The organism is Vreelandella aquamarina (genome assembly GCF_020075495.1).
Lineage (GTDB): Bacteria > Pseudomonadota > Gammaproteobacteria > Pseudomonadales > Halomonadaceae > Vreelandella > Vreelandella aquamarina_A.
This window is the reverse complement of record NZ_JABYQT010000004.1, coordinates 55,266-77,621: the sequence shown is the minus strand read 5'-3', so window position 1 is coordinate 77,621 and position 22,356 is coordinate 55,266. Positions and strand designations below refer to the sequence as shown.

Here is a 22,356-nt window from a genome sequence, read left to right as displayed (position 1 = left end):
GAGCCTTTGAAACCTGGGCTCCCTTGGCGTTATACGGCTGAAGCGCCGCCGACAATTTCGGAAATTTCCTGGGTGATGGCAGCCTGGCGGGCCTTGTTATAGACCATTTCCAGATCATCAATCAGGTTGCCTGCGTTATCGGTGGCGCTCTTCATGGCGATCATACGGGCTGCCTGTTCGCAGGCACCGTTTTCGACTACCGCCTGATACACCTGTGATTCGACGAAGCGAACCAGCAGGCTATCAAGCAACGCCTTGGCATCCGGTTCATACAGGTAGTCCCAACTTCCGGGACGGGCGTTTTCTTCGTCGTGCTCGCTGACACCCATGTCGGGCGATAGCGGAAGAAGCTGACGAACCACCGGCTTCTGCGTCATGGTGTTGACGAATTCGTTGTACACCACGAACAGGCGATCGAGTCGTCCTTCATCATACGCTTCGAGCATGACCTTGATACTACCGATCAAACCCTCGACGGTCGGCTTCTCTCCCATGCCACTCTTGGCCGCAATCAGATTGCCGCCATAGTTGCGGAAGAAAGCACCGGCCTTGGAGCCAAGGGCACAGAAGTCCAGCTCGGCGCCTTCCTGTTTCCAGGCCACGGCGTCTTTCACCACGGCCTTGAACAGGTTGACGTTCAGTCCGCCGCACAGGCCACGGTCGGTGGAAACCACGATATAACCAACGCGCTTCACCTCGTTACGCTCGATCATGTAGTCGTGCGTGTATTCGGGGTTGGCGTTAGCCAGGTGGCCTACCACGTTACGGATCTGCTTGGCGTAAGGCTGGCTGGCCTTCATTAGATCTTGTGCTTTACGCATTTTCGATGCAGCCACCATTTCCATGGCGCTGGTGATCTTCTGCGTATTCTTGATGCTCCCGATCTGGGCGCGTATCTCTTTTGCAGCTGCCATAGCGATCTACCCTTCGTTCGTGGCTCTCAGAAAGTAGGCAAGCCCGCCCGGAGGCGGGCCAGACATTACCAGCTCTGAGTCGCCTTGAACTTCTCGAGACCCGACTTCATGCCGTCTTTAATCTCGTCGTTGTAGTCGCCGCTCTGGTTGATCTTGTCGAGCAGGTCGCCATGCTCGGACTTCATGTAACCGTGCAGGGCACGTTCGAAGTCCAGCACCTTGTCGACGCTCACGTCATCCAGGTAGCCTTCGTTGGCGGCATACAGCGAGAGAGCCATTTCTGCCACGGACATCGGCGAGTACTGGTTCTGCTTCATCAGCTCGGTGACACGCTGACCGTGCTCGAGCTGCTTGCGCGTGGCTTCATCGAGGTCAGAGGCAAACTGCGAGAACGCCGCAAGCTCACGATACTGAGCCAGCGCCAGACGCACGCTGCCGCCGAGCTTCTTGATGATCTTGGTTTGCGCGGCACCACCGACACGGGAAACCGACAGACCTGCGTTGATCGCCGGACGAATACCGGAGTTGAACAGGTTGGTTTCCAGGAAGATCTGACCATCGGTGATCGAGATCACGTTGGTGGGTACGAACGCGGAAACATCGCCGCCCTGGGTTTCGATGATCGGCAGTGCGGTCAGCGAACCCGTCTTGCCGGTCACTTCACCATTGGTGAACTTCTCGACGTAGTCGGCGTTGACGCGCGCGGCGCGCTCAAGAAGACGCGAGTGGAGATAGAACACGTCACCCGGGTAGGCTTCACGGCCCGGCGGACGGCGCAGCAGAAGCGATACCTGACGATACGCCACAGCCTGCTTGGACAGATCGTCATACACGATCATCGCGTCTTCACCACGGTCGCGGAAGTACTCGCCCATGGTGCAGCCGGAATACGCAGACAGGAACTGCATGGGTGCCGGGTCGGCCGCACCGGCGGCCACCACGATGGTATGCTCCATCGCGCCGTGCTCTTCGAGCTTGCGCACGATGTTGGCAATGGTCGACTGCTTCTGACCGATGGCCACGTAGACGCAGGTCACACCCTTGCCTTTCTGGTTGATGATCGCATCGATGGCGATGGCCGATTTACCGATCTGGCGGTCACCGATGATCAGCTCACGCTGACCGCGGCCGATCGGCACCATGGCATCGATGGATTTCAGGCCCGTCTGGATCGGCTCGTCGACCGACTGGCGGGTGATGACGCCCGGCGCCACTTTCTCGACGGCGTCGGTCATCTTGGCGTTGATGTCGCCCTTGCCATCGATCGGGTTACCCAGCGCATCGACAACACGGCCAACCAGCTCAGGGCCTACCGGTACTTCAAGAATGCGACCGGTACACTTGGCGGTCATGCCTTCTTCAAGCAGCAGGTAGTCGCCCAGGACAACGGCACCTACGGAGTCGCGCTCCAGGTTGAGTACCATGCCGAAAACGCTGTTGGGGAATTCAATCATTTCACCAAACATGGCGTCTTCGAGGCCGTGAATTTTCACGATACCGTCGGAAACGCTCACAATGGTGCCCTGATTACGGGCTTCGGATGCGACGTCAAGCTTTTCGATTCGCTGCTTGATGATGTCGCTGATCTCGGAAGGATTCAGTTGCTGCATGCCATGTCCCTCGGACTCAAACGGTCAGCGCTTCAGAAAGGCGGTTCAATCGACCACGTACCGACCCGTCGATGACGGTGTCGCCGGCACGCAGGATGACACCGCCGATAAGCGACTTGTCCACCTGAGTAGTAATGGAGATTTCGCGATTCAGACGTTTCTTGAGCGCGTTTGCTAGCTTGGTCTGCTCTTCGGCCGTCAGCGCATAGGCGGACGTTACCATGACTTCGATACGCTGTTCGTGGTCGGCGCGCAGGCGCTCGTACTGTTCAGCGATCGAAGGCAGTGCCGTCAAGCGGCCCTGGTCGGCCAGGGCTTCCAGAAAGCGAGTCAGCTCGCCGCTCTGCTGCTCGGGAAACATCTCGGCGAGCAGGGCGACTTTCTTTGCGTTCTCGATTTTCGGACTGCCCAGCAGACGATGCACGTCATCGTCTGCCACGGCGGCGCCAAGATACGAAAGCGCCTGCGACCAGCTATCAAGCGCGTCATGATCACGCGCGTGTTCAAACGCCGCCTTGGCGTAAGGACGAGCGACGGTATGTAATTCCGCCATGATTCACCTCCTTACAATTCAGCGGCCAACTTATCAAGCAGCTCGCGATGCGCTTTCTCGTCGACAGAGGCTTCTAGAACACGCTCAGCGCCAACGATCGCCAGGTGGGATACCTGGGCACGCAGCTCTTCTTTCGCGCGATTGACTTCTAGCTCGATCTCGGAACGTGCGCTCGCCATCAGGCGTTCACCTTCAGCGCGGGCCTGTTCGCGGGCTTCTTCGATCATCTGGGCAGAGCGCTTGTTGGCCTGCTCGAGAATCTGGGAAGCTTGCTCCTTGCTTTCACGCAGCGTCTGCTCTGCCCGTTCTTGAGCAAGCTCAAGATCACGGGTAGCACGACTGGCTGCATCCAAGCCATCAGCAATCTTCTTCTGACGCTCGTGAAGCGCGTTGCTGATCGGAGGCCACACGTACTTTATGCAAAACCAGACAAAGATCGCGAAGGCGATCGTCTGCCCGATAAGCGTCATGTTGATATTCACAGGGATGTACCTCTGACAAGTTCGTGGCGACCGGATTCAAACAAGACCGAGCGGTTTCCCGCCCGGTGGTGCTGTCATTAACCGGCTACAACGAAAATCAGGTACATCGCGATACCAACACCGATCATCGGCACCGCATCCAGCAGACCTGCCATGATGAAGGTCTTGGTTTGCAGCTGGTCGCCCAGTTCCGGCTGACGCGCGGTGGATTCGAGCAGCTTGCCGCCCAAGATGGCAAAGCCGATACCGGTGGCCAGAGCGCCGAGACCGATGATGATGGCAGCTGAGAGATAGACCATTTCCATGATGTTGCTCCTGAGTTCAAGTTTTGGTTAAGGGTTGAGGGTTAATGGAACCGTTGATATCACAAGCTTAATGATGTTCGTGTGCGGCGCTCAGGTAGACCACCGTCAATACGGTGAAGATGAACGCCTGCAGTGTTACGACCAGGATATGGAAGATTGCCCACGGCACGTCCAGTACCCAGATGGCCCAGAAGGGCAGCATGGCGATCAGGATGAAGATCACTTCGCCGGCAAACATGTTACCGAACAGACGCATCGCCAGACTGAACGGCTTGACCAGCAGGGAGACGACTTCCAGTACCAGATTGAACGGAATCAGCGCCCAGTGGTTGAACGGCGTCAGGGAAAGCTCACGAGCGAAACCGCCGGCGCCTTTCACCTTGATGTTGTAGTAGAGAATCAGAATGAAGACACCCAGCGCCATGCCCAGCGTCGCGTTGACGTCAGTGGTCGGCACGATCTTCATGTAATCCACGCCCAGCTTGGCAAACAGTACCGGGCCGAAGTCGACCGGGATGATCTTGAGGCTGTTCATCAACAGGATCCAGACGAACAGCGTCAAGGCCAGCGGGGCAATATGCGGGTTGCGGCCATGGAACGTCGAGCGCGTCAGGTTTTCGATGAACTCGACGACCATCTCGACGGCGTTCTGCAAGCCGCCGGGCACACCGGTCGTCGCCATCTTGCCCGCCTTGCGGAACAGCCAGATGAACAGCAGGCCCATGGCGATCGACCAGCCCATGGTATCCAGGTGAATAGCCCAGAACCCCATTTCACGGGCTTCTTCAGCAGAATCTGCAATCGACCAGCCGTTGATCGGGTGTTTTCCGAAGGTCAGGTTCTGCAAGTGGTGCTGGATATAATAAGTCGTCGAGACTTCGTTTCCTGCGGCCATAGCCATGTCACCTCAATCAATTGTGCGATGCCTGGACATCAGCGGCGTGAGCCAGTGCGCCAGGATGATCGCCACATAAGTACTAAAGAAGAAAGCGGGGTTTGAGGGGGGCACGGCCACGAACACGGCTGTAAACAGTGCCACCGTCAAACCAAACTTGCCTGCTTCGGCGCGAAACAGGTTAACAGCCTTCGACGCCCTGCGCCCGTTGCGCAAGATGCCCAGCCGCTGAATGAAAAAAGCCTGGGGCAGTAACGCGACCAGCGCCCCCAGAAGAACCGAGACGGCACCGGACAGCCCCTCAGCCCACAAGGCTGCCAGCATGCCGGTCAGCGCGATGACCAGCTGCGTAGCAGTCAGTCGAATGACGTGGGCCTTTCGCCGCTGGGTTTCAACACGCTGTTTCATTACCCAGCACCCTGGTAGCAAACGGCTGTTCATTCGATGTTCAAGAACAACCTGCGCAAATCTTGCGCGATTATAGGGAAGCGCTATCACACCTTCAACCGAAGTTGCGCGTATTTAACGGGTTTGAGCGGCGTCTTGCGACCAAAGGGTGAAAAAAGGGCGGCTTCTGACGCTATCTTAATAAGCCTGCTATTTAATATGCGCGAGGATACCGTCCAGCTCATCGAGGCTCGTGTAGCGGATGGTGACCTTGCCCTTGCCCTTGTTGCCGTGGTCGATCGAGACCGGCGCACCCAGCAGTTCACCCAGCTGGGTTTCGAGCCGCGAGACGTCTGCCGGCTTGCTGGATCGGCTGGGCGCCTTGGCGGTGGATTGGCCGGCTTGAACCTTCTTGACCAGCGCTTCGGTCGCACGCACCGTCAGATCGCCATTCACTACCTCGTGAGCCACCTGGCGCTGCTGGGCACTGCTCAGTGACAGCAGGGCGCGGGCATGGCCCATATCCAGATCGCCGCGTTCGAGAAGCGTCTGCACCTCGCCATCCAGCGCCAGCAGGCGCAGCAGGTTGGCAACCTGGGTACGCGACTTGCCCACTGCATCGGCGATCTGCTGCTGCGTCAGCTCGAACTCGTCGCCCAGGCGTTTGAGCGCCAGCGCCTCTTCAATGGCATTGAGATTCTCACGCTGGATATTCTCGATCAGGGCAAGTGCCAGCGCCACTTCATCGCTGACCTCGCGAATCACCGCCGGGATGACATCGAGCTCGGCCAGCTGAGCGGCACGCCAGCGACGCTCACCGGCAATGATCTCGTAGCGCTCCTCACCTACCGCGCGCACCACGATGGGTTGCATCACGCCCTGGGCGCGGATGGAGTCGGCAAGCTCTTCCAGGGCTTCGGGCTGGATATCGCGCCGCGGCTGGTATTTACCCCGGGCCAGCTGGCCAAGCGGCAGCCGCTCCAGACGATCGGGCGTGGCCTCACCGGGTACGGCAGTATCCACCGCTTCCTGGGCGGCTTCCAATACCGGGGCTCCGGTCAGTTCCAGAGTGTCGCGGCGACGGGCGCCCGCACCAATCAGGGCATCCAGGCCACGGCCTAGCGCGCGTTTACGCGTCATTCGCTTTCCCTCGCACCTATCAATACGTTATAGCGATAACCGTCGAATCATCTCTTTTGCCAGCACGCGGTACGCCTGGCTGCCCCGGGAGAAGCGGGCATACTGGGTCACGGGCTGCCCGTGGCTTGGCGCCTCGGCCACTTTCACGTTACGCGGAATCGTCGTCTTGAGCAGCGCGTCGCCAAAAAAGTCGCGCAGCTGCTTGTCCACTTCACGGGTAAGGCTCGTGCGCTTGTCGTACATGGTGCGCAGGATACCGGCAATCGCCAGATCCGGATTGACGCTCTGCTTGATCTGCTCGACGGTATCCAGCAGCGCCGAGAGCCCTTCAAGCGCATAAAACTCGCACTGCAGCGGAATCAGTACGCTGTTGGCCGCCGTCAGCGCGTTGACCGTCAGCATGTTCAGCGAAGGCGGGCAGTCGATCAGCACCACGTCGTAGCGGTCGGATACTGACGCCAGCGCCTGGGTCAGGCAACTTTCGCGCTTGTCCACATCCAGAAGCTCGACTTCTGCCGCGGTAAGGTCGCCATTGCCCGGCAGCACGTCGTAATTCACCGAAAGGCCGGTAGCGATGGTATCGCTGGCCGTTGCCTCGCCGAGCAGTACATCAAGAACGCTCTTGTCGAGTTCGTGCTTGTCGATGCCACTGCCCATGCTGGCGTGCCCCTGCGGGTCCAGGTCCACCAGCAGCACCCGCCGATCAAGGGCGGCGAGACTGGCGGCCAGGTTAACGGCCGAAGTGGTCTTGCCCACGCCGCCTTTTTGGTTGGTCAGGGCAATGATCTGGCTCACTTACTCAACTCCTTCCTGGGGTTCAGAATCAACGTTCAGAATCAACAACTGTCGCTCGGCCGTCTCGAAGGGGACTTTCAACAGGTGACGCGCTTTCAGCGTGATGCCATCCGGCAACTGGCGCAGTTCATCGTCGGCGCCGGGGCCCTTCATGGCCAGCCACTGACCGCCTGGCCTGGGCAGCTCGCGGGTCAGCGTCACGAAATCCACAAGGCTTGCAAACGCCCGGGATATCACCTGATCGAAGGGGGCCTCGCTGAGCGTTTCCACCCGTGCCTGGCTCGGGGTGACATTGGCAAGCCCAAGTTCCATGATCGCCTGGCGCTGAAAGCGAACCTTCTTGCCATTGCTGTCCACCAGCGTGACGGCCAGGGCAGGGTTCAAGATGGCCAGCACAATACCGGGCAGGCCGGGGCCTGCGCCCACATCCAGCAGCCGGGGACCGGTTACATGCGGGGCCACCGATGCGCTATCCAGCACGTGGCGGGCCACCATGTCATCGATATCACGGACAGCGGTGAGGTTATAAGCCTTGTTCCACTTGTGCAACAGGGCCACAAAACCCAGCAGCTGCTCGCGCTGATGGGTACTGACCTCAAGCTCCAGCTGGGCAAGCCCTTCATCCAGGCGCCTGGCAACGCTGGGCGGTAGATTGTTCAACAATGCATCGAAACCGCTCATCCGTTGGCTACCTCGGGAGAGGCGATCAGGCGACGCTTCTTGAGATGCACCAGCAAGATGGAAACCGCCGCCGGTGTCACGCCGGAAATGCGTGCCGCCTGGGCCAGGGTCTCCGGCCGGGCGTCGGCAAGCTTCTGGCGAATCTCGTTGGAGAGCCCCTCTACCCGCTGGTAATCCAGATCATCGGGGAGTGGCATCGCCTCGTGACGCTTGAGCTTGTCGATCTCGCCCTGCTGACGTTCGATGTAGCCTTCGTACTTGGCCTGGATCTGCACCTGCTCGGCGACCGCTTCGTCATCGATGAGGACGTTATCCAGCCCCGGCAGGTCGGTTAGGTCGGCATAGTCGAGCTCGGGGCGGCGAAGCAGATCGCTCAAGCGGTATTCACGCGTGAGCGGTTTGCCGATCTTTTCGGCAATTTTGGCGGCTGCCGGGCTTGTCGGCTGTACCCAGACGCTTGCAAGGCGGGCCGTTTCAAGCGCGATGGCTTCACGCTTTTCACTGAATGCCTTCCAGCGCTGGTCATCGACCAGGCCCAGTTCACGGCCCTTCTCGGTCAAACGCAGATCCGCGTTGTCTTCACGCAGCAGCAGGCGGTACTCCGCGCGTGAGGTGAACATGCGGTAGGGCTCCTTGGTGCCCAGGGTGATCAAGTCGTCTACCAGCACCCCCAGATACGCCTCGTCGCGACGCGGATGCCAGGCGTCCAGCTGCTTGGCACGCCGGGCAGCGTTCAGACCGGCCAGCAGCCCCTGGGCGCCGGCTTCCTCGTAACCCGTGGTGCCATTGATCTGACCGGCAAAGAACAGGTTGTGGATAAATTTGGTTTCCAGCGAGTGCTTCAGATCGCGCGGATCGAAGAAATCGTACTCGATGGCGTAACCCGGCCGGGTGATGTGCGCATTCTCGAGCCCCGTGATCGAGCGAACTACCTGCAGCTGTACATCGAACGGCAGCGAGGTGGAGATACCGTTGGGGTAGAGCTCGTGGGTGTCGAGGCCTTCGGGTTCGATGAATACCTGATGGCTCGACTTGTCTGCAAAACGGTGCACCTTGTCTTCGATTGACGGGCAGTAGCGCGGGCCAATGCCTTCGATGACGCCGGAATACATCGGCGAGCGGTCGAGATTCGCCATGATGATCTCGTGGGTGCGCTCATTGGTGTGCGCAATATGGCAGCTGACCTGCCGCGGGTGCATGTCCCGCGAGCCAAGATAGGACATCACCGGCGTTGGTGTGTCACCTGGCTGCTCTTCAAGCTTCGAAAAATCCACGCTCTTGGCATCAATGCGCGGTGGCGTACCGGTTTTCAGCCGGTCGACCCGAAACGGCAGGGCGCGCAGGCGTTCGGCCAGCGCATTGGAGGGCGGATCACCCGCCCGACCGCCGCGGCTTTGATCCAGACCGATATGAATGATGCCGCCCAGGAAGGTGCCGGTGGAAAGCACCACGGATTCGGCATGAAAGCGAATCCCGGTTTCCGTCACCACGCCGCGCACGGTGTCGTTATCCACAATCAGATCACCTGCCGCCTGCTGAAAGATGGTCAGGTTGGGCTGGTTTTCCAGCATGCCCCGAATCGCTGCCTTGTAGCGGATCCGGTCGGCCTGGGCGCGTGTGGCACGTACTGCCGGGCCCTTGCGGGCGTTCAGTACGCGAAACTGAATGCCGCCCAAATCAGTGGCAAGCCCCATTGCGCCACCCAGGGCATCGATTTCCTTGACCAGATGACTCTTGCCGATACCGCCGATGGCGGGGTTACACGACATCTGGCCCAGGGTTTCGATGTTATGGGTGAGCAGCAGGGTTTGACAGCCCATGCGAGCAGAGGCCAATGCGGCTTCAGTTCCCGCATGGCCACCGCCGATGACAATCACGTCAAAGCGGTCGGGGTAATTCAAGAGACACCTCGTCTTGTGCCAGTCGGCACGGATGATGTGGATCGGTGGGTAATCACCTGGATTCAATAAGCCCGCCAGTATAAACCCCCTGTGGGTAACCGTCAGGTTTTTCCACACCTCGTTGCGTTGATCACGCTCTATTAATAACAACATAAAAATAAAATAAGAGAAGTTCTGTAGATGTAGTAACTATTGGTGTGGACAATTTCTGTGGATAACTGATTTATTCAATTATATTTCATGAAGTTAAATTGTTGACATTGATGTGATCAAACGGCGAAGTGCCTGCGCAGAAGCGGTGCGGCCCCTGTGGATGAATGTGTCATTTACCCACAGCGCCACGAAAACACCGTTTATCCACCTGCCCATACCTGGCTTGTCACCGCACCTGTGAACAACGCCGACTGCTTCAGGTCGATCCTGCAGAAGACGGGCATGGCGGGCAATGCAGCGGGATTGACCGGGCGACGTGAAAAAAATTATCCACAGGCAAAAAAAATGGCCTGTCACGCGGACAGGCCATCAACAAGTACCGATTGTTGCGTTCTTTTACGCCATCTAGTGCTTTAGAACACGGGCAAGGAACGAGCGCGTATGGTCATTCTGAGGAGCACTGAAGAGTGCTTCCGGAGTGCCCTGTTCGGCGATTTCCCCTTTGTGAATAAAGATGATGCGGTCCGCCACTTCCCGGGCAAAGCCCATTTCGTGGGTGACGATCACCATGGTCATGCCCTCCTTGGCAAGTTCGCGCATGGCGTCGAGCACTTCGCCGATCATTTCCGGGTCAAGCGCCGAGGTTGGCTCGTCGAACAGCATCAGGCGCGGCTCCATGGCAAGTGCCCGGGCCAGGGCCACTCGCTGCTGCTGACCGCCGGAGAGCTGGCCTGGGTACTTGTCGGCCTGGTCGGCGATGCCTACCCGCTCGAGCAGGCGCCTGGCCGTGGCGAGCGCATCATCGCGTCTCCAGCCGCGCACCTTCATGGGCGCGAGGGTAATGTTGTCGATGACGCTGAGATGGGGAAACAGGTTGAACTGCTGAAATACCATGCCGACTTCGGTGCGAATGGTCTGCAGTGCCTTGCTGCTCTTGCCGTCGGGCTTCAGGATATTGCCGTCGACGCTCAAGGTGCCCGATTGAAACTCTTCCAGGCCGTTGATGCAGCGTATCAGGGTCGATTTACCCGAGCCGCTGGCGCCGATGATCACGACGACTTCGCCGGGCACGATATCAAGGTCGATATTGTTGAGTACGTGCAGACTGCCAAAGTGCTTGTTGAGCTTCTGCATGCGCACGATGGAAGATTCGGGGGACGTGGTAGGAGTCATTGTACGTGTCCTCATTGGCCGGCGATGCCGCGACGCTCGAGCTGGCGCAGCAGGATGGAGAGCGTCCAGGTGATCACCAGGTACATCAGCGCGACCATGAAGTAGACCTCAAGGGCGGTAAAGGTGGCAGCAATGTAGATCTGCCCCTGACGCACCAGCTCGCCCACGCCAATCACGGAAAACAGCGAGGTATCCTTGATGCTGATGATGCCTTGGTTACCCAGCGGTGGAATCATGCGGCGAAAGGCCTGGGGCCAGATCACGTAGCGAAACGCCTGCACCCGTGAAAGTCCGAGCGACAGTGAGGCTTCGCGCTGGCCACGCTCGATCGACTGCACGCCGCCGCGCACGATTTCGGAAATATACGCGCCGGAGTTGACCGCAATGGCTGCAATACCCGCCACCAGGGCGTTGATAGGGCTACCCAGCAGTTGGGGCAGGCCGTAGAAGATGAACAGCACCTGCACGAGAATGGGCGTGCCGCGAAAGATCTCTATGTAGCAGACGGCCAGCCAGCGCAGCCAGCGGATCGGGCTGATGCGTAAAAGGCCAAAGAAGATGCCGATAAAGAAACCAAATGCCAGGCCACCGAAGGAAATCAGCAGCGTCCAGGGGATGCCGGGCAGCAGGTAGGGGATCGATGCAAACGCTGCCGACCAGTCAAACTGAAAATCGAAATCCACGCGTTGTCTCCAGAAGCAAAAACGCCGTTATAACGACAAAGGGCCGGGGGATGGCCGCCCGGCCCTTTGACCAGTAGAGAGGTGAGTCAAGCCTTCCGGCCTGATTACTCTTCGCTGGGTGCTTCACCAAACCACTTGGTGTAGATCTCGTCGTAGGTGCCGTCTTCGCGCATGGCGGCCAGCGCTTCGTTGGCAGGCTCTACCCACTCGCTGCCCTTGTGAAAGGCGATGCCGTACTGCTGGCCTTCGTAAAGCGGGCCGACCACCTTGGTACGGCCTTCACCGCGGGTCTGCGTGAAGTAGGCGACGTTGGGAGCATCGTAGAGCACGGCGTCGACGTTACGGCCAAGTAGCGCCATGTACATGTCGGCAGAGCCGGGATAGGGCGTGATATCGGCGTCCTCGCCCAGCTCCTGCTGCAGGAAGTCGTGGCTGGTCGAGCCGATCTTGGTGGCGATGCTCAGATCCTTGAGATCCTCGAGCGAGGAGACGTCTTCGTTATCGGCACGCACGATGATCTGCAGGCCGGAGTCGTAGTAGGGGTCGGTGAAATCGACGATCTGAGCGCGCTCGTCGGTGATCGTGATGCCAGCGATGGCGATTTCCTGGCTGCCGGTCTGCACCGCCGGGATGATGCCGGAAAACTCCATGGTGGTCAGGTTGACCTCAAAGCCCGCGCGTTCGGCGATCTCATTGATGATATCCATATCGAAACCGACCATTTCACCGGTTTCCTGGTCCAGCATCTCAAAGGGGACAAAGCTCGGGTCGGTGGCAACGTTGACCGATGGCGTCTGGGCCATGGCGACCGTGGCGCTGGAAAGGCTCAGAGCAATCGCGGAGGCAATTGCTGTCTTGGTTGCTATTTTAATGGCTGAAGCTTTCATTCGTTTCCCCGTGTGTTATTGGCTCCGTTGCGTCTTATCGAGAGAGACTCTCGGCATGACGCCTGACGAGCGGTTGTTGACCTATCAACCTTGGCGAGAAACCGTCAAGGCGTCAAGTCACGAGGAACGCTTGCTGTAAACGCTGCTAGACCATGAAGGAGGCGCCACAGCCGCAGGTAGTCGTGGCATTGGGGTTCTGGACACGAAACCGTGCGCCGGCAAGCCCCTCTTCGTAATCCACGGTAGAGCCGACCAGATACTGGTAGGAGAGCGGGTCGACCACCAGGGTCGCGCTGCCGAACTCGATGACCGTATCGTCTTCGGCCACGCTGTCGGCAAAGTCGAAACCGTACTGGAAGCCGGAACAGCCGCCACCGGTGACGTAGACGCGCAGCTTCAGCGCGGAATTTCCCTCTTCATCCATCAGGGCGCCGATACGTTTACGCGCGCTGTCGGACAGCATCAAAGGGGTTGGAACAAAGGCTTCTGCACCGCTCATGGGTACCTCCCGCGAGCTTTAAGGACGAATAATCGGCATTGGGGGGTAATTATGGGTAATTCCGAGCAAAAGGGTCAACTATTGTGTTGGTACCTTGCGTGAAGGGCAACGTGGCGTTGCCCTTGGCAGGATGGTCAGGGGGGCGAGGCAGGCGCGCTCAAGGCATCAGCGCCGGCGCGTTCAGGCCCAGGGTTTCATCGAGGCCGAACATCAGGTTCAGGTTCTGGATGGCCTGGCCCGAGGCCCCTTTCACCAGGTTGTCGATCACCGACAGCACCACCACGGTATTGCCGCCTGCCGGGCGGTGCACCGCCAGGCGGCAGGTGTTATTGCCTTTGACGCTGCGCGTTTCGGGATGGCTGCCGGCGGGCATGACGTCGACGAAAGGTTCGTTGGCGTAGCGCTGCTCGAACAGGGTCTGCAGGTCATCTGCTTCTGTGGTGAGCTGGCTGTAGAGGGTGGCGTGAATGCCGCGAATCATCGGCGTCAGATGAGGAACGAAGGTCAGCCCCACCGGGCTTTGCTGCATGTCGTTGAGCCCCTGGCGAATTTCCGGCAGGTGGCGATGGCCCGAGGCGCCGTAGGCCTTGAACGATTCGCTGGCTTCGGCCAGCAGCGAACCCACCTTGGCCCCGCGGCCGGCACCGGTAACGCCGGATTTGCAGTCGGCAATCAGCTGCTGCGCATCGATCAGGCCAGCTTCCAGCAGTGGCAGAAAGCCCAGTTGCACGGCGGTGGGGTAGCAGCCGGGAACGGCAATCAGACGTGCGTTCCTGATCTTTTCACGGTGCATCTCGGGCAGGCCGTAGACCGCCTCGCCAAGCAGCTCAGGGGCGCCGTGAGCCTGGCCATACCATTCGCTCCATAGGTCGGCGTCGCGCAGCCGGAAGTCGGCGGAAAGGTCGATCACCCGCGTGCCATTGGTCAGGAGTTCGCCTGCCAGGGCATGGGCGACCCCGTGGGGCGTGGCGAAAAATACGGCATCCAGGGCACCGAGCTTTCGGGCATCGGGTTCGCTGAACGTCAGGGTGTCGCAGTGGCCGCGCAGGTTGGGGTACATGTCACACACCTTGACGCCGGTTTCCGAGCGCGAGGTGATGGCTTCAACGCTGACTTCGGGATGCTGGGCCAGTAACCGCAACAGCTCAACGCCGGTATAACCGGTACCGCCCACAATGCCGACTTTGATCACGAACCACTCCTTGCGAATTGCGCACTTGAGACACGTTAATAATTAACAGCCTAAACAGATTGCCGAAGGCTGTCGAAGCGTACCGGGCTATGATACACAAGAGAACTACAACACAAGAGCATAGGAAGGTCGTCGTGGCGCGTTTTTCCCGGTCTGATTTCACCCTAGAGAGCTTTCGGCGCCAGCTGGCCAATGTCGATGCACTACCGCAACTGTGCGTGCTCGGGCTGGTATCCGGGGTGATTACCGGGGCCGTGATGGTCGCCTTTCGGTTATTGCTCGAAGCCGGCGCGGTGCTCTACATGCCCGAGGGCAATCCAGAGGCATTCGAAGGGCTCGCCCCTTGGTTGCGCTCATTGTTGCCCCTGGTAGCCGTCAGCCTGATCGGGGTGCTGCTCTACCGGCAGAAGGCCAGCGCCCGCAAGCTTGGCGTAGGGCACGTGATCGAGCGGCTTTCCTATCACCAGGGCCGCTTTCCGGTGCGCAACTGGCTGAATCAGTGGTGGGTGGGCGTGGTGTCGGTGCTCGGCGGGCTCTCCGCCGGTCGTGAAGGCCCGGCGATTCATCTGGGTGCCGCGGCCTCGAGCGGGCTGGGAGAGAAACTTCGTCTGCCCAACAACAGTCTGCGCGTGCTGGTGGCCTGCGGCACCGCCGCGGGTATTTCGGCATCGTTCAATACGCCGATTGCCGGGGTCATCTTCGCCATGGAAGTGGTCATGATGGAGTACACCCTGATGAGCTTCATGCCGGTCATTCTGGCTTCCACCATGGCGGCCATGGTAGCTCAGGTGGTATACGGCAACGACCCGGCCTTTCGCATTCCCGAGGTGGCCCTGGGCTCGTTGATGAACCTGCCCTGGGTGGTGTTGCTGGGCCTCGTGGTGGGGCTGCTGGCCGGGCTGTTCATTCATGTGTCGCGCAATACTCGCCTGTCGCAGTGGCCGCTATGGCTTCGCCTGGGAGCGGTCGGCGTGGTGACCGCCGTGGCGGCGTGGTGGTTTCCCCAGGTGCAGGGGATCGGTTACGACAGCGTGGCTGCCGCTCTCAACAATCAGCTTGAAATCAAGGTGCTGCTGGCGCTGATGATCGCCAAGCTATTGATTACCGCACTGACCGTCTCCGGGGGAGTGCCGATCGGTATCATCGGCCCCGTGCTGGTGGTGGGCGCGGCGACCGGAGCGCTCGGCGGCATGCTGGGAGGCTGGATATGGCCCGAGAAGGCGGCCGACCCGGGGATCTACGCCATGCTGGGCATGGCGGCGATGATGGGGGCAGTGCTTCAGGCACCGCTGGCTGCCCTGATGGCCTTGATGGAGCTTACCCATACGCCCAATATCATGCTGCCTGGAATGCTGGCGGTGGTAGTGGCCTGCCTGACCTCGCGTCAGCTTACCGGCTGCGAAGGCTTTTTCATCAGCGCCGTGCGTTATGGCCTGCATCCGCTTCAGCAGCCGTTGATGCAGGCGCTTTCCCGGGTTTCGGTCCCTGCGGTGATGGAGCGCAGCCTGGTGCGCACCGAGCGCATGATAACCATCGAGCAGGCTCGGCGGCTGCTCGAATCCAACCCCATGTGGCTGGTGATCGAGCGCTCGAGCGAGGAGAAGAGCGTACTGGCCTTGAAGGCGGCCACGCTGGCGCGCTGGCTTCTGGAGCATGACGAAGCGCTGGAGGGTAATGACCCCCCTGAAGACGAGCGGGTGGATCTGCTCGAGATTCCCGGACAGCGTCTGGAGCTTTCGCCGATTGGCCTGCAAGCAACCCTTTCCGAGGCGTTCTTGAAACTGCAGGACGATGCCCTGGGCGCCCTTTACGTCGTGCATGGTTATCGGCCAAAGCAGCAGCGAATTTCAGGTATCATCACCCGGGGTGCCATCGAGCGTTACTACTATTACGCCGACCCGAAAGATAACGATTCCGCCGTGTAAGCAAGGAGAGACAATGTACATTTGGTTAAAGGCCCTGCACTTGATGGCCATGGTGACCTGGTTTGCCGCGCTGTTCTATCTGCCAAGGCTTTACGTGTATCACGCCATGGCGCGGGACAAGGGCGACGAGCAGTCCATGGCTTACTTCAAGACCATGGAGCGCAAGCTGTATCGCGGCATCATGACGCCGTCGATGATTCTGGTGTTGATCTTCGGCGGCGCCATGCTCTATCTAAATCCTTTCTGGTTCAGCCAAGGATGGATGCACGTCAAGCTCACCTTTGTGGTGCTGCTGGTGGCCTACCATCACGTCTGCCTGATCTACTTGAAGCAGTTCGCCCAGGACCGCTGCACTAAAAGCCACGTCTTCTTTCGCTGGTTCAATGAAGCGCCGGTGATCGCTCTGGTGGCGATCGTGCTGCTTGCCGTTGTAAAACCGTTCTGATGCGCCAGCCGCTTTCTCCTGTGGTACTGGTGCTGGCAGGTCACGACCCCACTGGTGGGGCGGGCCTGGTAGCCGACAGCGAAACCGTTGCCGCCTGCGGCGGCTGGGCGGTCACCATCCCCACCGCCCTGACGGTACAGAACTGCCATGACGTGACCCGGGTGATACCCGCGGATCCGGCACTGATGCGCCAGATGGCCGAAGCGCTGAGCGAGATGCAGGTTGCCGCAATCAAGCTAGGGCTGCTGGCCGATGAAGCCACGCTGCGCGCCGCCGAGCAGATCATCCGCCGTTTCCCCGGTATTCCGGTCGTTGCCGACCCGGTACTCAAGGCCGGGGGCGGCGCCAGGTTATCCACACCCCAATTGCAGAAACTCTACGTCGAGCGCCTGCTACCCCTTGTGGATATCTTGACGCCCAACCGGTTCGAGCTTGCTCAACTGACGCCGGACATTACCGAGCCATGGGACGACACGGCGCGCGCCGTGTCACTGTTGTCCCAAGGCTGCCAGGCGGTGCTGGTCACCGCCACCGACGAGCCGCTGCCGGGTAACGAGCAGCAGGTAAGGCACACGCTGCATTCACCCGACACCACCCGCCAATGGCAGTGGCCACGCCTGCCCGAGCAGTTTCACGGCTCGGGCTGCACCCTGGCCTCGGCCATTGCCGCGCGACTGGCCGTGGGTGAGCGCTTACTTACCGCCTGCGAACAGGCCCAGCACTTTACCTGGGAAAGCCTGTCTCACGGCTACCAGCCACCCAGCGGGCAGTGTCTGCCCAACCGCTTGCCACGCCCGGTCCGCTTTTGATCTCATTAAATGCCACTGATATTGAGGACGCCATGACCACATCTGCAGAACTGTTTGAGCTTGCCAGCCGCCATATTCCCGGCGGTGTCAATTCGCCGGTCCGTGCCTTCAAGGGGCTGCATCGTCCGCCGGTGTTCATGGAACGCGCTCAAGGTGCTTATCTGTTCGACGTGGAAGGCAATCGCTACGTCGATTACGTAGGCTCCTGGGGGCCGATGATTACCGGCCACGCCGACCCGGATGTGCTGGCCGCCGTGCGCGCCCGGCTGGATAACGGCCTCTCCTTTGGTACGCCCACCGCGGTGGAAACCACCATGGCGGATCTGATCTGCGAGATGATCCCTTCCATGGAGATGGTGCGCATGACCAGCTCCGGCACCGAAGCCACCATGTCGGCCATTCGCCTGGCGCGGGGAGCGACCGGGCGCGACAAGATCGTCAAGTTCGAAGGCAACTACCACGGCCACTCGGATTCACTGCTGGTCAAGGCGGGCTCTGGCGCGCTGACCCACGGCGAGCCCAGCTCGCCCGGTGTTCCCGCCTCGCTTGCCGAACACACCATCACGCTCTCCTATAACGATATCGAGGGTGTCGAGGAGTGCTTTGCAGACATCGGCGAGCAGATCGCCTGTATCATCGTCGAGCCGGTGGCCGGCAACATGAACTGCATTCCGCCCCAGCCGGGCTTTCTGGAAACCCTGCGCCGGGTATGCAACGAAAGCGGCAGCATCCTGATTTTTGATGAGGTGATGACCGGGTTCCGGGTGGCGCTGGGCGGCGCCCAGGCGCACTACCACATCACCCCGGATCTGACCTGTCTGGGCAAGATCGTGGGCGGCGGCATGCCGGTGGGGGCATTCGGCGGCAAGCGCGACATCATGCAGAATATCTCCCCCATGGGGCCGGTCTACCAGGCGGGCACGCTGTCGGGTAATCCGCTGGCCATGGCGGCGGGTATCGCGCTTTTGACCAAGCTTCAAGTACCGGGCTTTCACGATGCGCTCACCCAGCGGGTCGAAACGCTGTGCAGCGGTCTTCAGGAGCGTGCCAACGCGGCGGGTGTTCCCATGATGACGCAGTCCGCCGGGGGCATGTTCGGCGTCTTCTTTACTTCCCAGCGCCGGGTGGACAACTTTGCCCAGGCAACGGCCTGTGACCCGGAAGCCTTCCGCCGCTTCTTTGGCGCCATGCTCGACCACGGTGTCTACCTGGCACCGTCGGCATTCGAGGCAGGCTTCATGTCGAGTGCGCATACGCCGGAAGATATCCAGTTCACCCTGGACGCGGCGGAGAAAGCCTTCAGCCTCATGTAACAGGACGTGGCGCCTGCTGCACTCAGAAGCCGCTCATCCGGGCGGCTTCTGCACGCTTTGAGGTGTGCCTGCAAGGGAAGCAATATACATTCAGTAACACTTTGCTGGATAGGCAACGAATCGATTGAGCGTAAACTGGTTTTCCAATGCGTGGAGATACTCTGATGTCCGTGGTTAATACCCTTGTCCTGGCCAGCGGCAATGCTGGAAAATTGCGAGAGTTCAATCAGTTGCTGGCGCCTCTGGGGTTCGATGTTCGCCCGCAGGCCGATTTTGGCGTACACGATGTCGAGGAAACCGGGCTGACTTTCGTGGAAAACGCTCTGCTGAAGGCACGCGAAGCGAGCCGGGTCAGTGGCCTGCCGGCGCTGGCGGATGACTCGGGGCTTGAAGTGGACGCCCTGGCCGGCCAGCCCGGTATCTATTCGGCCCGCTACGCCGGCGAGCCCAAAAGCGATCAGCGTAACAACGAAAAACTTCTGGCGGCGCTGAGCGACTGCGCCGAAGGTCAGCGCACCGGGCGTTACTGGTGTGTGCTGGTCTATCTACGCCACCCGGCCGACCCGGTGCCGGTGATCGTGCAACGCAGCTGGGAAGGCGAATTGCTGGCGCACCCGCGTGGCGACCAGGGGTTTGGCTACGACCCGCTCTTCTGGCTGCCCGAGCAGGGCATGAGCGTGGCCGAATTGCCCAGCGAAATGAAGAACCGGTTGAGTCATCGAGGCCGCGCGTTGACGGGGCTGGTGGAGATGCTCAAGGTGGCGCATGGCTGAGCTACTGCCGCCGCTGTCGCTGTATATCCATACCCCGTGGTGCGTTCGCAAGTGCCCCTACTGCGATTTCAACTCCCACGAACCCCAGTCGCAAGCGCTGCCGGAAGACGCATATCTGGAGGCACTGCTGAAGGATCTGGATGGCGATCTTGCGCTCGTGGCCGGGCGTGAGATACAGACCATCTTTATCGGGGGCGGCACGCCAAGCCTGCTGTCTCCGGCGTTCTACCAGCGCCTTTTCAGCCAGATTCAGCAACGCCTGACGTTTTCAGAAACCATTGAAATCACTCTGGAAGCCAACCCAGGCACGACCGAACAGGCGCGCTTCATCGGCTATCGGGAAGCAGGCATCAACCGGCTCTCGCTCGGCACCCAAAGCTTTCAATCCGCTCAGCTCGACGCCCTGGGCCGTATCCATGGCGCCGATGAAGCGATCAGCGCGGTAGGTCAGGCGCGTTCGGCCGGCTTCGAGAATATCAATATCGATTTGATGCACGGCTTGCCCGGCCAGACACCAGCACTGGCGCTGGCCGATATCGACAAGGCGCTTGCGCTTTCGCCGGATCACCTCTCCTGGTATCAGCTCACGCTCGAGCCCAATACGGCGTTTCATTCCCACCCGCCGGTGCTGCCTGAAGAAGAGGCGCTTTGGGACATTCAGGAGATGGGCCATCAGCGCCTGGAGCAGGCCGGTTTTTCACGCTATGAAATTTCCGCCTATGCAGCGCCAGGCAAGCAGAGCCGGCATAACCTCAACTACTGGCAGTTCGGCGATTATCTGGGGATCGGGGCCGGTGCCCACGGCAAGCTGAGCGCAATCGATCGACACGGCCAATGGCATATCGAGCGGCGCTGGAAGACGCGCCAGCCCGACGCCTATCTGCGTCGCGTCAACGATCCCCGGGGGTTCGTGGCGGGTAAATCGATCATCCATGAAGCCGAGCTGCCGCTGGAGTTTGCCATGAACGCGCTGCGCCTGACCGAAGGCGTTGCCCTGGCCACCTGGGCGGCACATACCGGACAGCCTGAAGAGCGTTTGCTTGCCCGTTTGCAGACCGCTTCCAAAAAAGGACTTTTGATGGAAATGCCTGAAAAACTGCGTGCATCGCCGCAAGGTCTATTATTCTTGAATGAGTTGCTGGCCTCGATCAGCGACGAGTGACTAAAGCGCAAAGACAAACAAGGAGTGAGTGATGCGTATTTCTCGACTACTGACCCCGCTGGCGGCCGCCATTCTGGTAGCCGGCTGTGCGACTTCCGATCCTTACGGCGGCCAGACACAGCGCTCCAATACCGGCGTTGGCACCGGGATTGGTGCAGCGGTAGGCGCGGCGGCGGGCGCACTTTCCGGCGGCAGCGCCACCAGCCGCCGCGACCGTGCGTTGATCGGTGCTGCCGTGGGTGCCGCCGCCGGCGCCGGCGTTGGCGCCTACATGGACCGCCAGGAGAACCAGCTGCGTGAAAGCCTGCAGGGCTCGCGCATCGAGATCGACCGCCGCGGCGACGATATCGTGCTCAACATGCCCAGCAGCGTGACCTTCGGCTTCGACTCGTCCGAGCTCACAAGCCAGGCGCGCAGCTCGCTCAACGAAGTGGCCAACGTACTCACTCAGTACACCGACACCCGCGTCAACATTGCCGGCCACACCGACAGCACCGGCGCGGCCGATTACAACCAGCGCCTCTCCGAGCGCCGCGCCCAGGCGGTAGGCAACTACCTGAGCCAGAACGGCGTGTCGTCCTCGCGTCTGGCTACCCGCGGCTATGGGGCCAACCAGCCGGTGGCCAGCAACGACAACGACCAGGGCCGTGCGCAGAACCGCCGCGTGGAAATCACCCTGACGCCGACCGGTCAGGCTGGCCAAGGCCAGGGGCAGGGCAACTACTGATCACTTCCCCTCGAACGAGTAGGGTCTGACCCTCAAGCCCGCTATCATGGATAGCGGGCTTTTTTTCATCATCTGTGCGGATCACCATGCTCTCTTACCAACACGCCTATCACGCCGGCAACTTTGCCGATGTCCACAAGCACCTCACCCTTTACGCGGTGCAGGATCATTTATTACGTAAAAAAAGCGCCGTTACATATATAGACACGCACGCCGGTCGGGGGCTTTACCCGCTGGCAGCGAAAGAGGCGCTGAAGCTTCAGGAGCATCGTGAAGGCATCGACCCCTTGTGGCAGGCGCGCGCGCAGGTATCGGACCCGCTGCTTGCCGAGTGGCTATCCCACGTTGCAAGCGTCCAGCCGGATGCCGCTCGGCTGAGCCACTACCCCGGCTCGCCCTGGTGGCTTGCGCGCGGGCTCAGGGAGCAGGATGCGCTACGCCTTTGCGAGCTTCACCCCGGCGAGCACGCCGAACTCGACACCCAGGCGCTACCCGAGGCGGCGGTGCGCGTGTACGGCGACGGACTGGAGGAGCTCGAACGACGGGTACCGGTGAAAACACCGCGGCTTTGCGTGCTGATCGACCCGAGTTTCGAGTTGAAAACCGAATATCAGGCGGTGGCGGACAGCGTCGTCCAGGCGATGGAGAAGGCCCGCCACGCGGTGATCATGATCTGGTATCCGCTACTGCCCTCTGGCGCCCATCACACGCTGCTGGAGACGCTGAAGGGAAGCGGCGTGCGCAAGATCTGGCAAAGCGAGCTTTTCCTGCGCGAACCGGGCGGCGAGCGCCACGGCATGTATGCCAGCGGCATGCTGGTCGTGAATCCGCCCTGGGGGCTCGATGAGCGCATGCGCAGCGCGATGCGCGAGATCACCGCGCTGCTCGGTAACGAGAGCCGCTTCGACGCCCGCTGGCTGGTGGAGGAGTAGGCGGCTTCGCAGCCGCCTGG

The 22,356-nt window shown here is 60.4% G+C and carries 24 protein-coding genes; 8 read left to right on the top strand and 16 right to left on the bottom strand.

From position 1 onward, the window contains the following. Window positions 1–29 precede the first annotated feature (29 nt). From atpG to argC, 16 genes are all read right to left on the bottom strand, one after another. Entirely contained in the window at window positions 30–914 is an 885-nt protein-coding gene (gene atpG, locus HW452_RS07925) for a F0F1 ATP synthase subunit gamma (RefSeq protein ID WP_224105566.1), read from the bottom strand. A 65-nt stretch (window positions 915–979) separates the two neighbouring features. Further along, the gene (gene atpA / locus HW452_RS07920; RefSeq protein ID WP_224105565.1) at window positions 980–2,524 is read right to left on the bottom strand and encodes a F0F1 ATP synthase subunit alpha; all 1,545 of its coding nucleotides are present in this window, start codon (window positions 2,522–2,524) and stop codon (window positions 980–982) included. A 16-nt stretch (window positions 2,525–2,540) separates the two neighbouring features. Then, complete coding sequence (locus tag HW452_RS07915; protein ID WP_224105564.1) at window positions 2,541–3,077, bottom strand: F0F1 ATP synthase subunit delta; 537 nt, start codon at window positions 3,075–3,077, stop codon at window positions 2,541–2,543. Between the two features lie 11 nt (window positions 3,078–3,088). Then, window positions 3,089–3,559 (bottom strand): F0F1 ATP synthase subunit B, encoded by a 471-nt coding sequence (locus HW452_RS07910; protein WP_106374612.1) that lies wholly within the window; start codon window positions 3,557–3,559, stop codon window positions 3,089–3,091. Window positions 3,560–3,636: 77 nt separating this feature from the next. Beyond that, entirely contained in the window at window positions 3,637–3,864 is a 228-nt protein-coding gene (atpE, locus tag HW452_RS07905; RefSeq protein WP_018918432.1) for a F0F1 ATP synthase subunit C, read from the bottom strand. Window positions 3,865–3,931: 67 nt separating this feature from the next. Beyond that, complete coding sequence (gene atpB / locus HW452_RS07900) at window positions 3,932–4,759, bottom strand: F0F1 ATP synthase subunit A (protein ID WP_224105563.1); 828 nt, start codon at window positions 4,757–4,759, stop codon at window positions 3,932–3,934. A 12-nt stretch (window positions 4,760–4,771) separates the two neighbouring features. Beyond that, on the bottom strand, window positions 4,772–5,167 hold the full coding sequence (locus HW452_RS07895; RefSeq protein WP_224105562.1) for an ATP synthase subunit I: 396 nt from the start codon (window positions 5,165–5,167) through the stop codon (window positions 4,772–4,774). 189 nt (window positions 5,168–5,356) lie between these two features. Continuing rightward, entirely contained in the window at window positions 5,357–6,286 is a 930-nt protein-coding gene (locus tag HW452_RS07890) for a ParB/RepB/Spo0J family partition protein (protein ID WP_224105561.1), read from the bottom strand. A gap of 27 nt (window positions 6,287–6,313) precedes the next feature. Continuing rightward, complete coding sequence (locus HW452_RS07885; protein WP_224105560.1) at window positions 6,314–7,081, bottom strand: ParA family protein; 768 nt, start codon at window positions 7,079–7,081, stop codon at window positions 6,314–6,316. Then, a complete protein-coding gene (gene rsmG / locus HW452_RS07880; RefSeq protein WP_224105559.1) occupies window positions 7,082–7,762 on the bottom strand; it encodes a 16S rRNA (guanine(527)-N(7))-methyltransferase RsmG in 681 nt (226 codons plus the stop codon). Beyond that, window positions 7,759–9,663 carry a tRNA uridine-5-carboxymethylaminomethyl(34) synthesis enzyme MnmG gene (gene mnmG, locus HW452_RS07875; protein WP_224105558.1) on the bottom strand — a complete coding sequence of 635 codons (1,905 nt, stop codon included), beginning with the start codon at window positions 9,661–9,663 and terminating at the stop codon, window positions 7,759–7,761. The genes rsmG and mnmG overlap by 4 nt, the downstream gene beginning before the upstream one ends. 558 nt (window positions 9,664–10,221) lie before the next feature. Next, on the bottom strand, window positions 10,222–10,989 hold the full coding sequence (locus tag HW452_RS07870; RefSeq protein WP_263433596.1) for an amino acid ABC transporter ATP-binding protein: 768 nt from the start codon (window positions 10,987–10,989) through the stop codon (window positions 10,222–10,224). Between the two features lie 11 nt (window positions 10,990–11,000). Then, window positions 11,001–11,672, bottom strand: a complete 672-nt coding sequence (locus HW452_RS07865; RefSeq protein WP_224105557.1) for an amino acid ABC transporter permease — start codon at window positions 11,670–11,672, stop codon at window positions 11,001–11,003. A 104-nt stretch (window positions 11,673–11,776) separates the two neighbouring features. Beyond that, a complete protein-coding gene (locus HW452_RS07860; protein ID WP_224105556.1) occupies window positions 11,777–12,559 on the bottom strand; it encodes a transporter substrate-binding domain-containing protein in 783 nt (260 codons plus the stop codon). A 145-nt stretch (window positions 12,560–12,704) separates the two neighbouring features. Further along, on the bottom strand, window positions 12,705–13,058 hold the full coding sequence (erpA, locus tag HW452_RS07855; protein WP_224105555.1) for an iron-sulfur cluster insertion protein ErpA: 354 nt from the start codon (window positions 13,056–13,058) through the stop codon (window positions 12,705–12,707). 157 nt (window positions 13,059–13,215) lie between these two features. Continuing rightward, the gene (argC, locus tag HW452_RS07850) at window positions 13,216–14,250 is read right to left on the bottom strand and encodes an N-acetyl-gamma-glutamyl-phosphate reductase (protein ID WP_224105554.1); all 1,035 of its coding nucleotides are present in this window, start codon (window positions 14,248–14,250) and stop codon (window positions 13,216–13,218) included. A gap of 134 nt (window positions 14,251–14,384) precedes the next feature. Here argC and HW452_RS07845 point away from each other — a divergent pair, with 134 nt between their 5' ends. From HW452_RS07845 to HW452_RS07810, 8 genes are all read left to right on the top strand, one after another. Beyond that, on the top strand, window positions 14,385–16,175 hold the full coding sequence (locus HW452_RS07845; protein WP_224105553.1) for a chloride channel protein: 1,791 nt from the start codon (window positions 14,385–14,387) through the stop codon (window positions 16,173–16,175). Between the two features lie 13 nt (window positions 16,176–16,188). Next, window positions 16,189–16,620 (top strand): protoporphyrinogen oxidase HemJ, encoded by a 432-nt coding sequence (gene hemJ, locus HW452_RS07840; protein WP_224105552.1) that lies wholly within the window; start codon window positions 16,189–16,191, stop codon window positions 16,618–16,620. Continuing rightward, window positions 16,620–17,429, top strand: a complete 810-nt coding sequence (gene thiD / locus HW452_RS07835; protein ID WP_224105551.1) for a bifunctional hydroxymethylpyrimidine kinase/phosphomethylpyrimidine kinase — start codon at window positions 16,620–16,622, stop codon at window positions 17,427–17,429. Before hemJ ends, thiD begins: the two co-directional genes overlap by 1 nt. Window positions 17,430–17,461: 32 nt before the next feature. Then, window positions 17,462–18,742 carry a glutamate-1-semialdehyde 2,1-aminomutase gene (gene hemL, locus HW452_RS07830; protein ID WP_224105550.1) on the top strand — a complete coding sequence of 427 codons (1,281 nt, stop codon included), beginning with the start codon at window positions 17,462–17,464 and terminating at the stop codon, window positions 18,740–18,742. Between the two features lie 164 nt (window positions 18,743–18,906). Continuing rightward, window positions 18,907–19,515, top strand: a complete 609-nt coding sequence (gene rdgB, locus HW452_RS07825) for an RdgB/HAM1 family non-canonical purine NTP pyrophosphatase (RefSeq protein WP_224105549.1) — start codon at window positions 18,907–18,909, stop codon at window positions 19,513–19,515. Then, complete coding sequence (gene hemW, locus HW452_RS07820) at window positions 19,508–20,677, top strand: radical SAM family heme chaperone HemW (protein ID WP_224105548.1); 1,170 nt, start codon at window positions 19,508–19,510, stop codon at window positions 20,675–20,677. Before rdgB ends, hemW begins: the two co-directional genes overlap by 8 nt. A gap of 31 nt (window positions 20,678–20,708) precedes the next feature. Further along, entirely contained in the window at window positions 20,709–21,404 is a 696-nt protein-coding gene (locus tag HW452_RS07815; RefSeq protein ID WP_224105547.1) for an OmpA family protein, read from the top strand. 86 nt (window positions 21,405–21,490) lie between these two features. After that, entirely contained in the window at window positions 21,491–22,336 is an 846-nt protein-coding gene (locus HW452_RS07810) for a 23S rRNA (adenine(2030)-N(6))-methyltransferase RlmJ (protein WP_224105546.1), read from the top strand. The last annotated feature ends 20 nt before the right edge of the window (window positions 22,337–22,356 follow it).

Bases quoted from the DNA above. Each gene is read 5' to 3' on its own strand.
- HW452_RS07895 (WP_224105562.1), bottom strand. From the start codon at position 5,167: ATGAAACAGCGTGTTGAAACCCAGCGGCGAAAGGCCCACGTCATTCGA.
- HW452_RS07810 (WP_224105546.1), top strand. From the start codon at position 21,491: ATGCTCTCTTACCAACACGCCTATCACGCCGGCAACTTTGCCGATGTC.
- atpB (WP_224105563.1), bottom strand. From the start codon at position 4,759: ATGGCCGCAGGAAACGAAGTCTCGACGACTTATTATATCCAGCACCAC.
- HW452_RS07915 (WP_224105564.1), bottom strand. From the start codon at position 3,077: ATGGCGGAATTACATACCGTCGCTCGTCCTTACGCCAAGGCGGCGTTT.
- atpE (WP_018918432.1), bottom strand. From the start codon at position 3,864: ATGGAAATGGTCTATCTCTCAGCTGCCATCATCATCGGTCTCGGCGCT.
- HW452_RS07890 (WP_224105561.1), bottom strand. From the start codon at position 6,286: ATGACGCGTAAACGCGCGCTAGGCCGTGGCCTGGATGCCCTGATTGGT.
- hemL (WP_224105550.1), top strand. From the start codon at position 17,462: ATGACCACATCTGCAGAACTGTTTGAGCTTGCCAGCCGCCATATTCCC.
- atpA (WP_224105565.1), bottom strand. From the start codon at position 2,524: ATGCAGCAACTGAATCCTTCCGAGATCAGCGACATCATCAAGCAGCGA.
- HW452_RS07870 (WP_263433596.1), bottom strand. From the start codon at position 10,989: ATGACTCCTACCACGTCCCCCGAATCTTCCATCGTGCGCATGCAGAAG.
- HW452_RS07860 (WP_224105556.1), bottom strand. From the start codon at position 12,559: ATGAAAGCTTCAGCCATTAAAATAGCAACCAAGACAGCAATTGCCTCC.
- erpA (WP_224105555.1), bottom strand. From the start codon at position 13,058: ATGAGCGGTGCAGAAGCCTTTGTTCCAACCCCTTTGATGCTGTCCGAC.
- atpG (WP_224105566.1), bottom strand. From the start codon at position 914: ATGGCAGCTGCAAAAGAGATACGCGCCCAGATCGGGAGCATCAAGAAT.
- rsmG (WP_224105559.1), bottom strand. From the start codon at position 7,762: ATGAGCGGTTTCGATGCATTGTTGAACAATCTACCGCCCAGCGTTGCC.
- thiD (WP_224105551.1), top strand. From the start codon at position 16,620: ATGCGCCAGCCGCTTTCTCCTGTGGTACTGGTGCTGGCAGGTCACGAC.
- hemJ (WP_224105552.1), top strand. From the start codon at position 16,189: ATGTACATTTGGTTAAAGGCCCTGCACTTGATGGCCATGGTGACCTGG.
- HW452_RS07815 (WP_224105547.1), top strand. From the start codon at position 20,709: ATGCGTATTTCTCGACTACTGACCCCGCTGGCGGCCGCCATTCTGGTA.
- hemW (WP_224105548.1), top strand. From the start codon at position 19,508: ATGGCTGAGCTACTGCCGCCGCTGTCGCTGTATATCCATACCCCGTGG.
- rdgB (WP_224105549.1), top strand. From the start codon at position 18,907: ATGTCCGTGGTTAATACCCTTGTCCTGGCCAGCGGCAATGCTGGAAAA.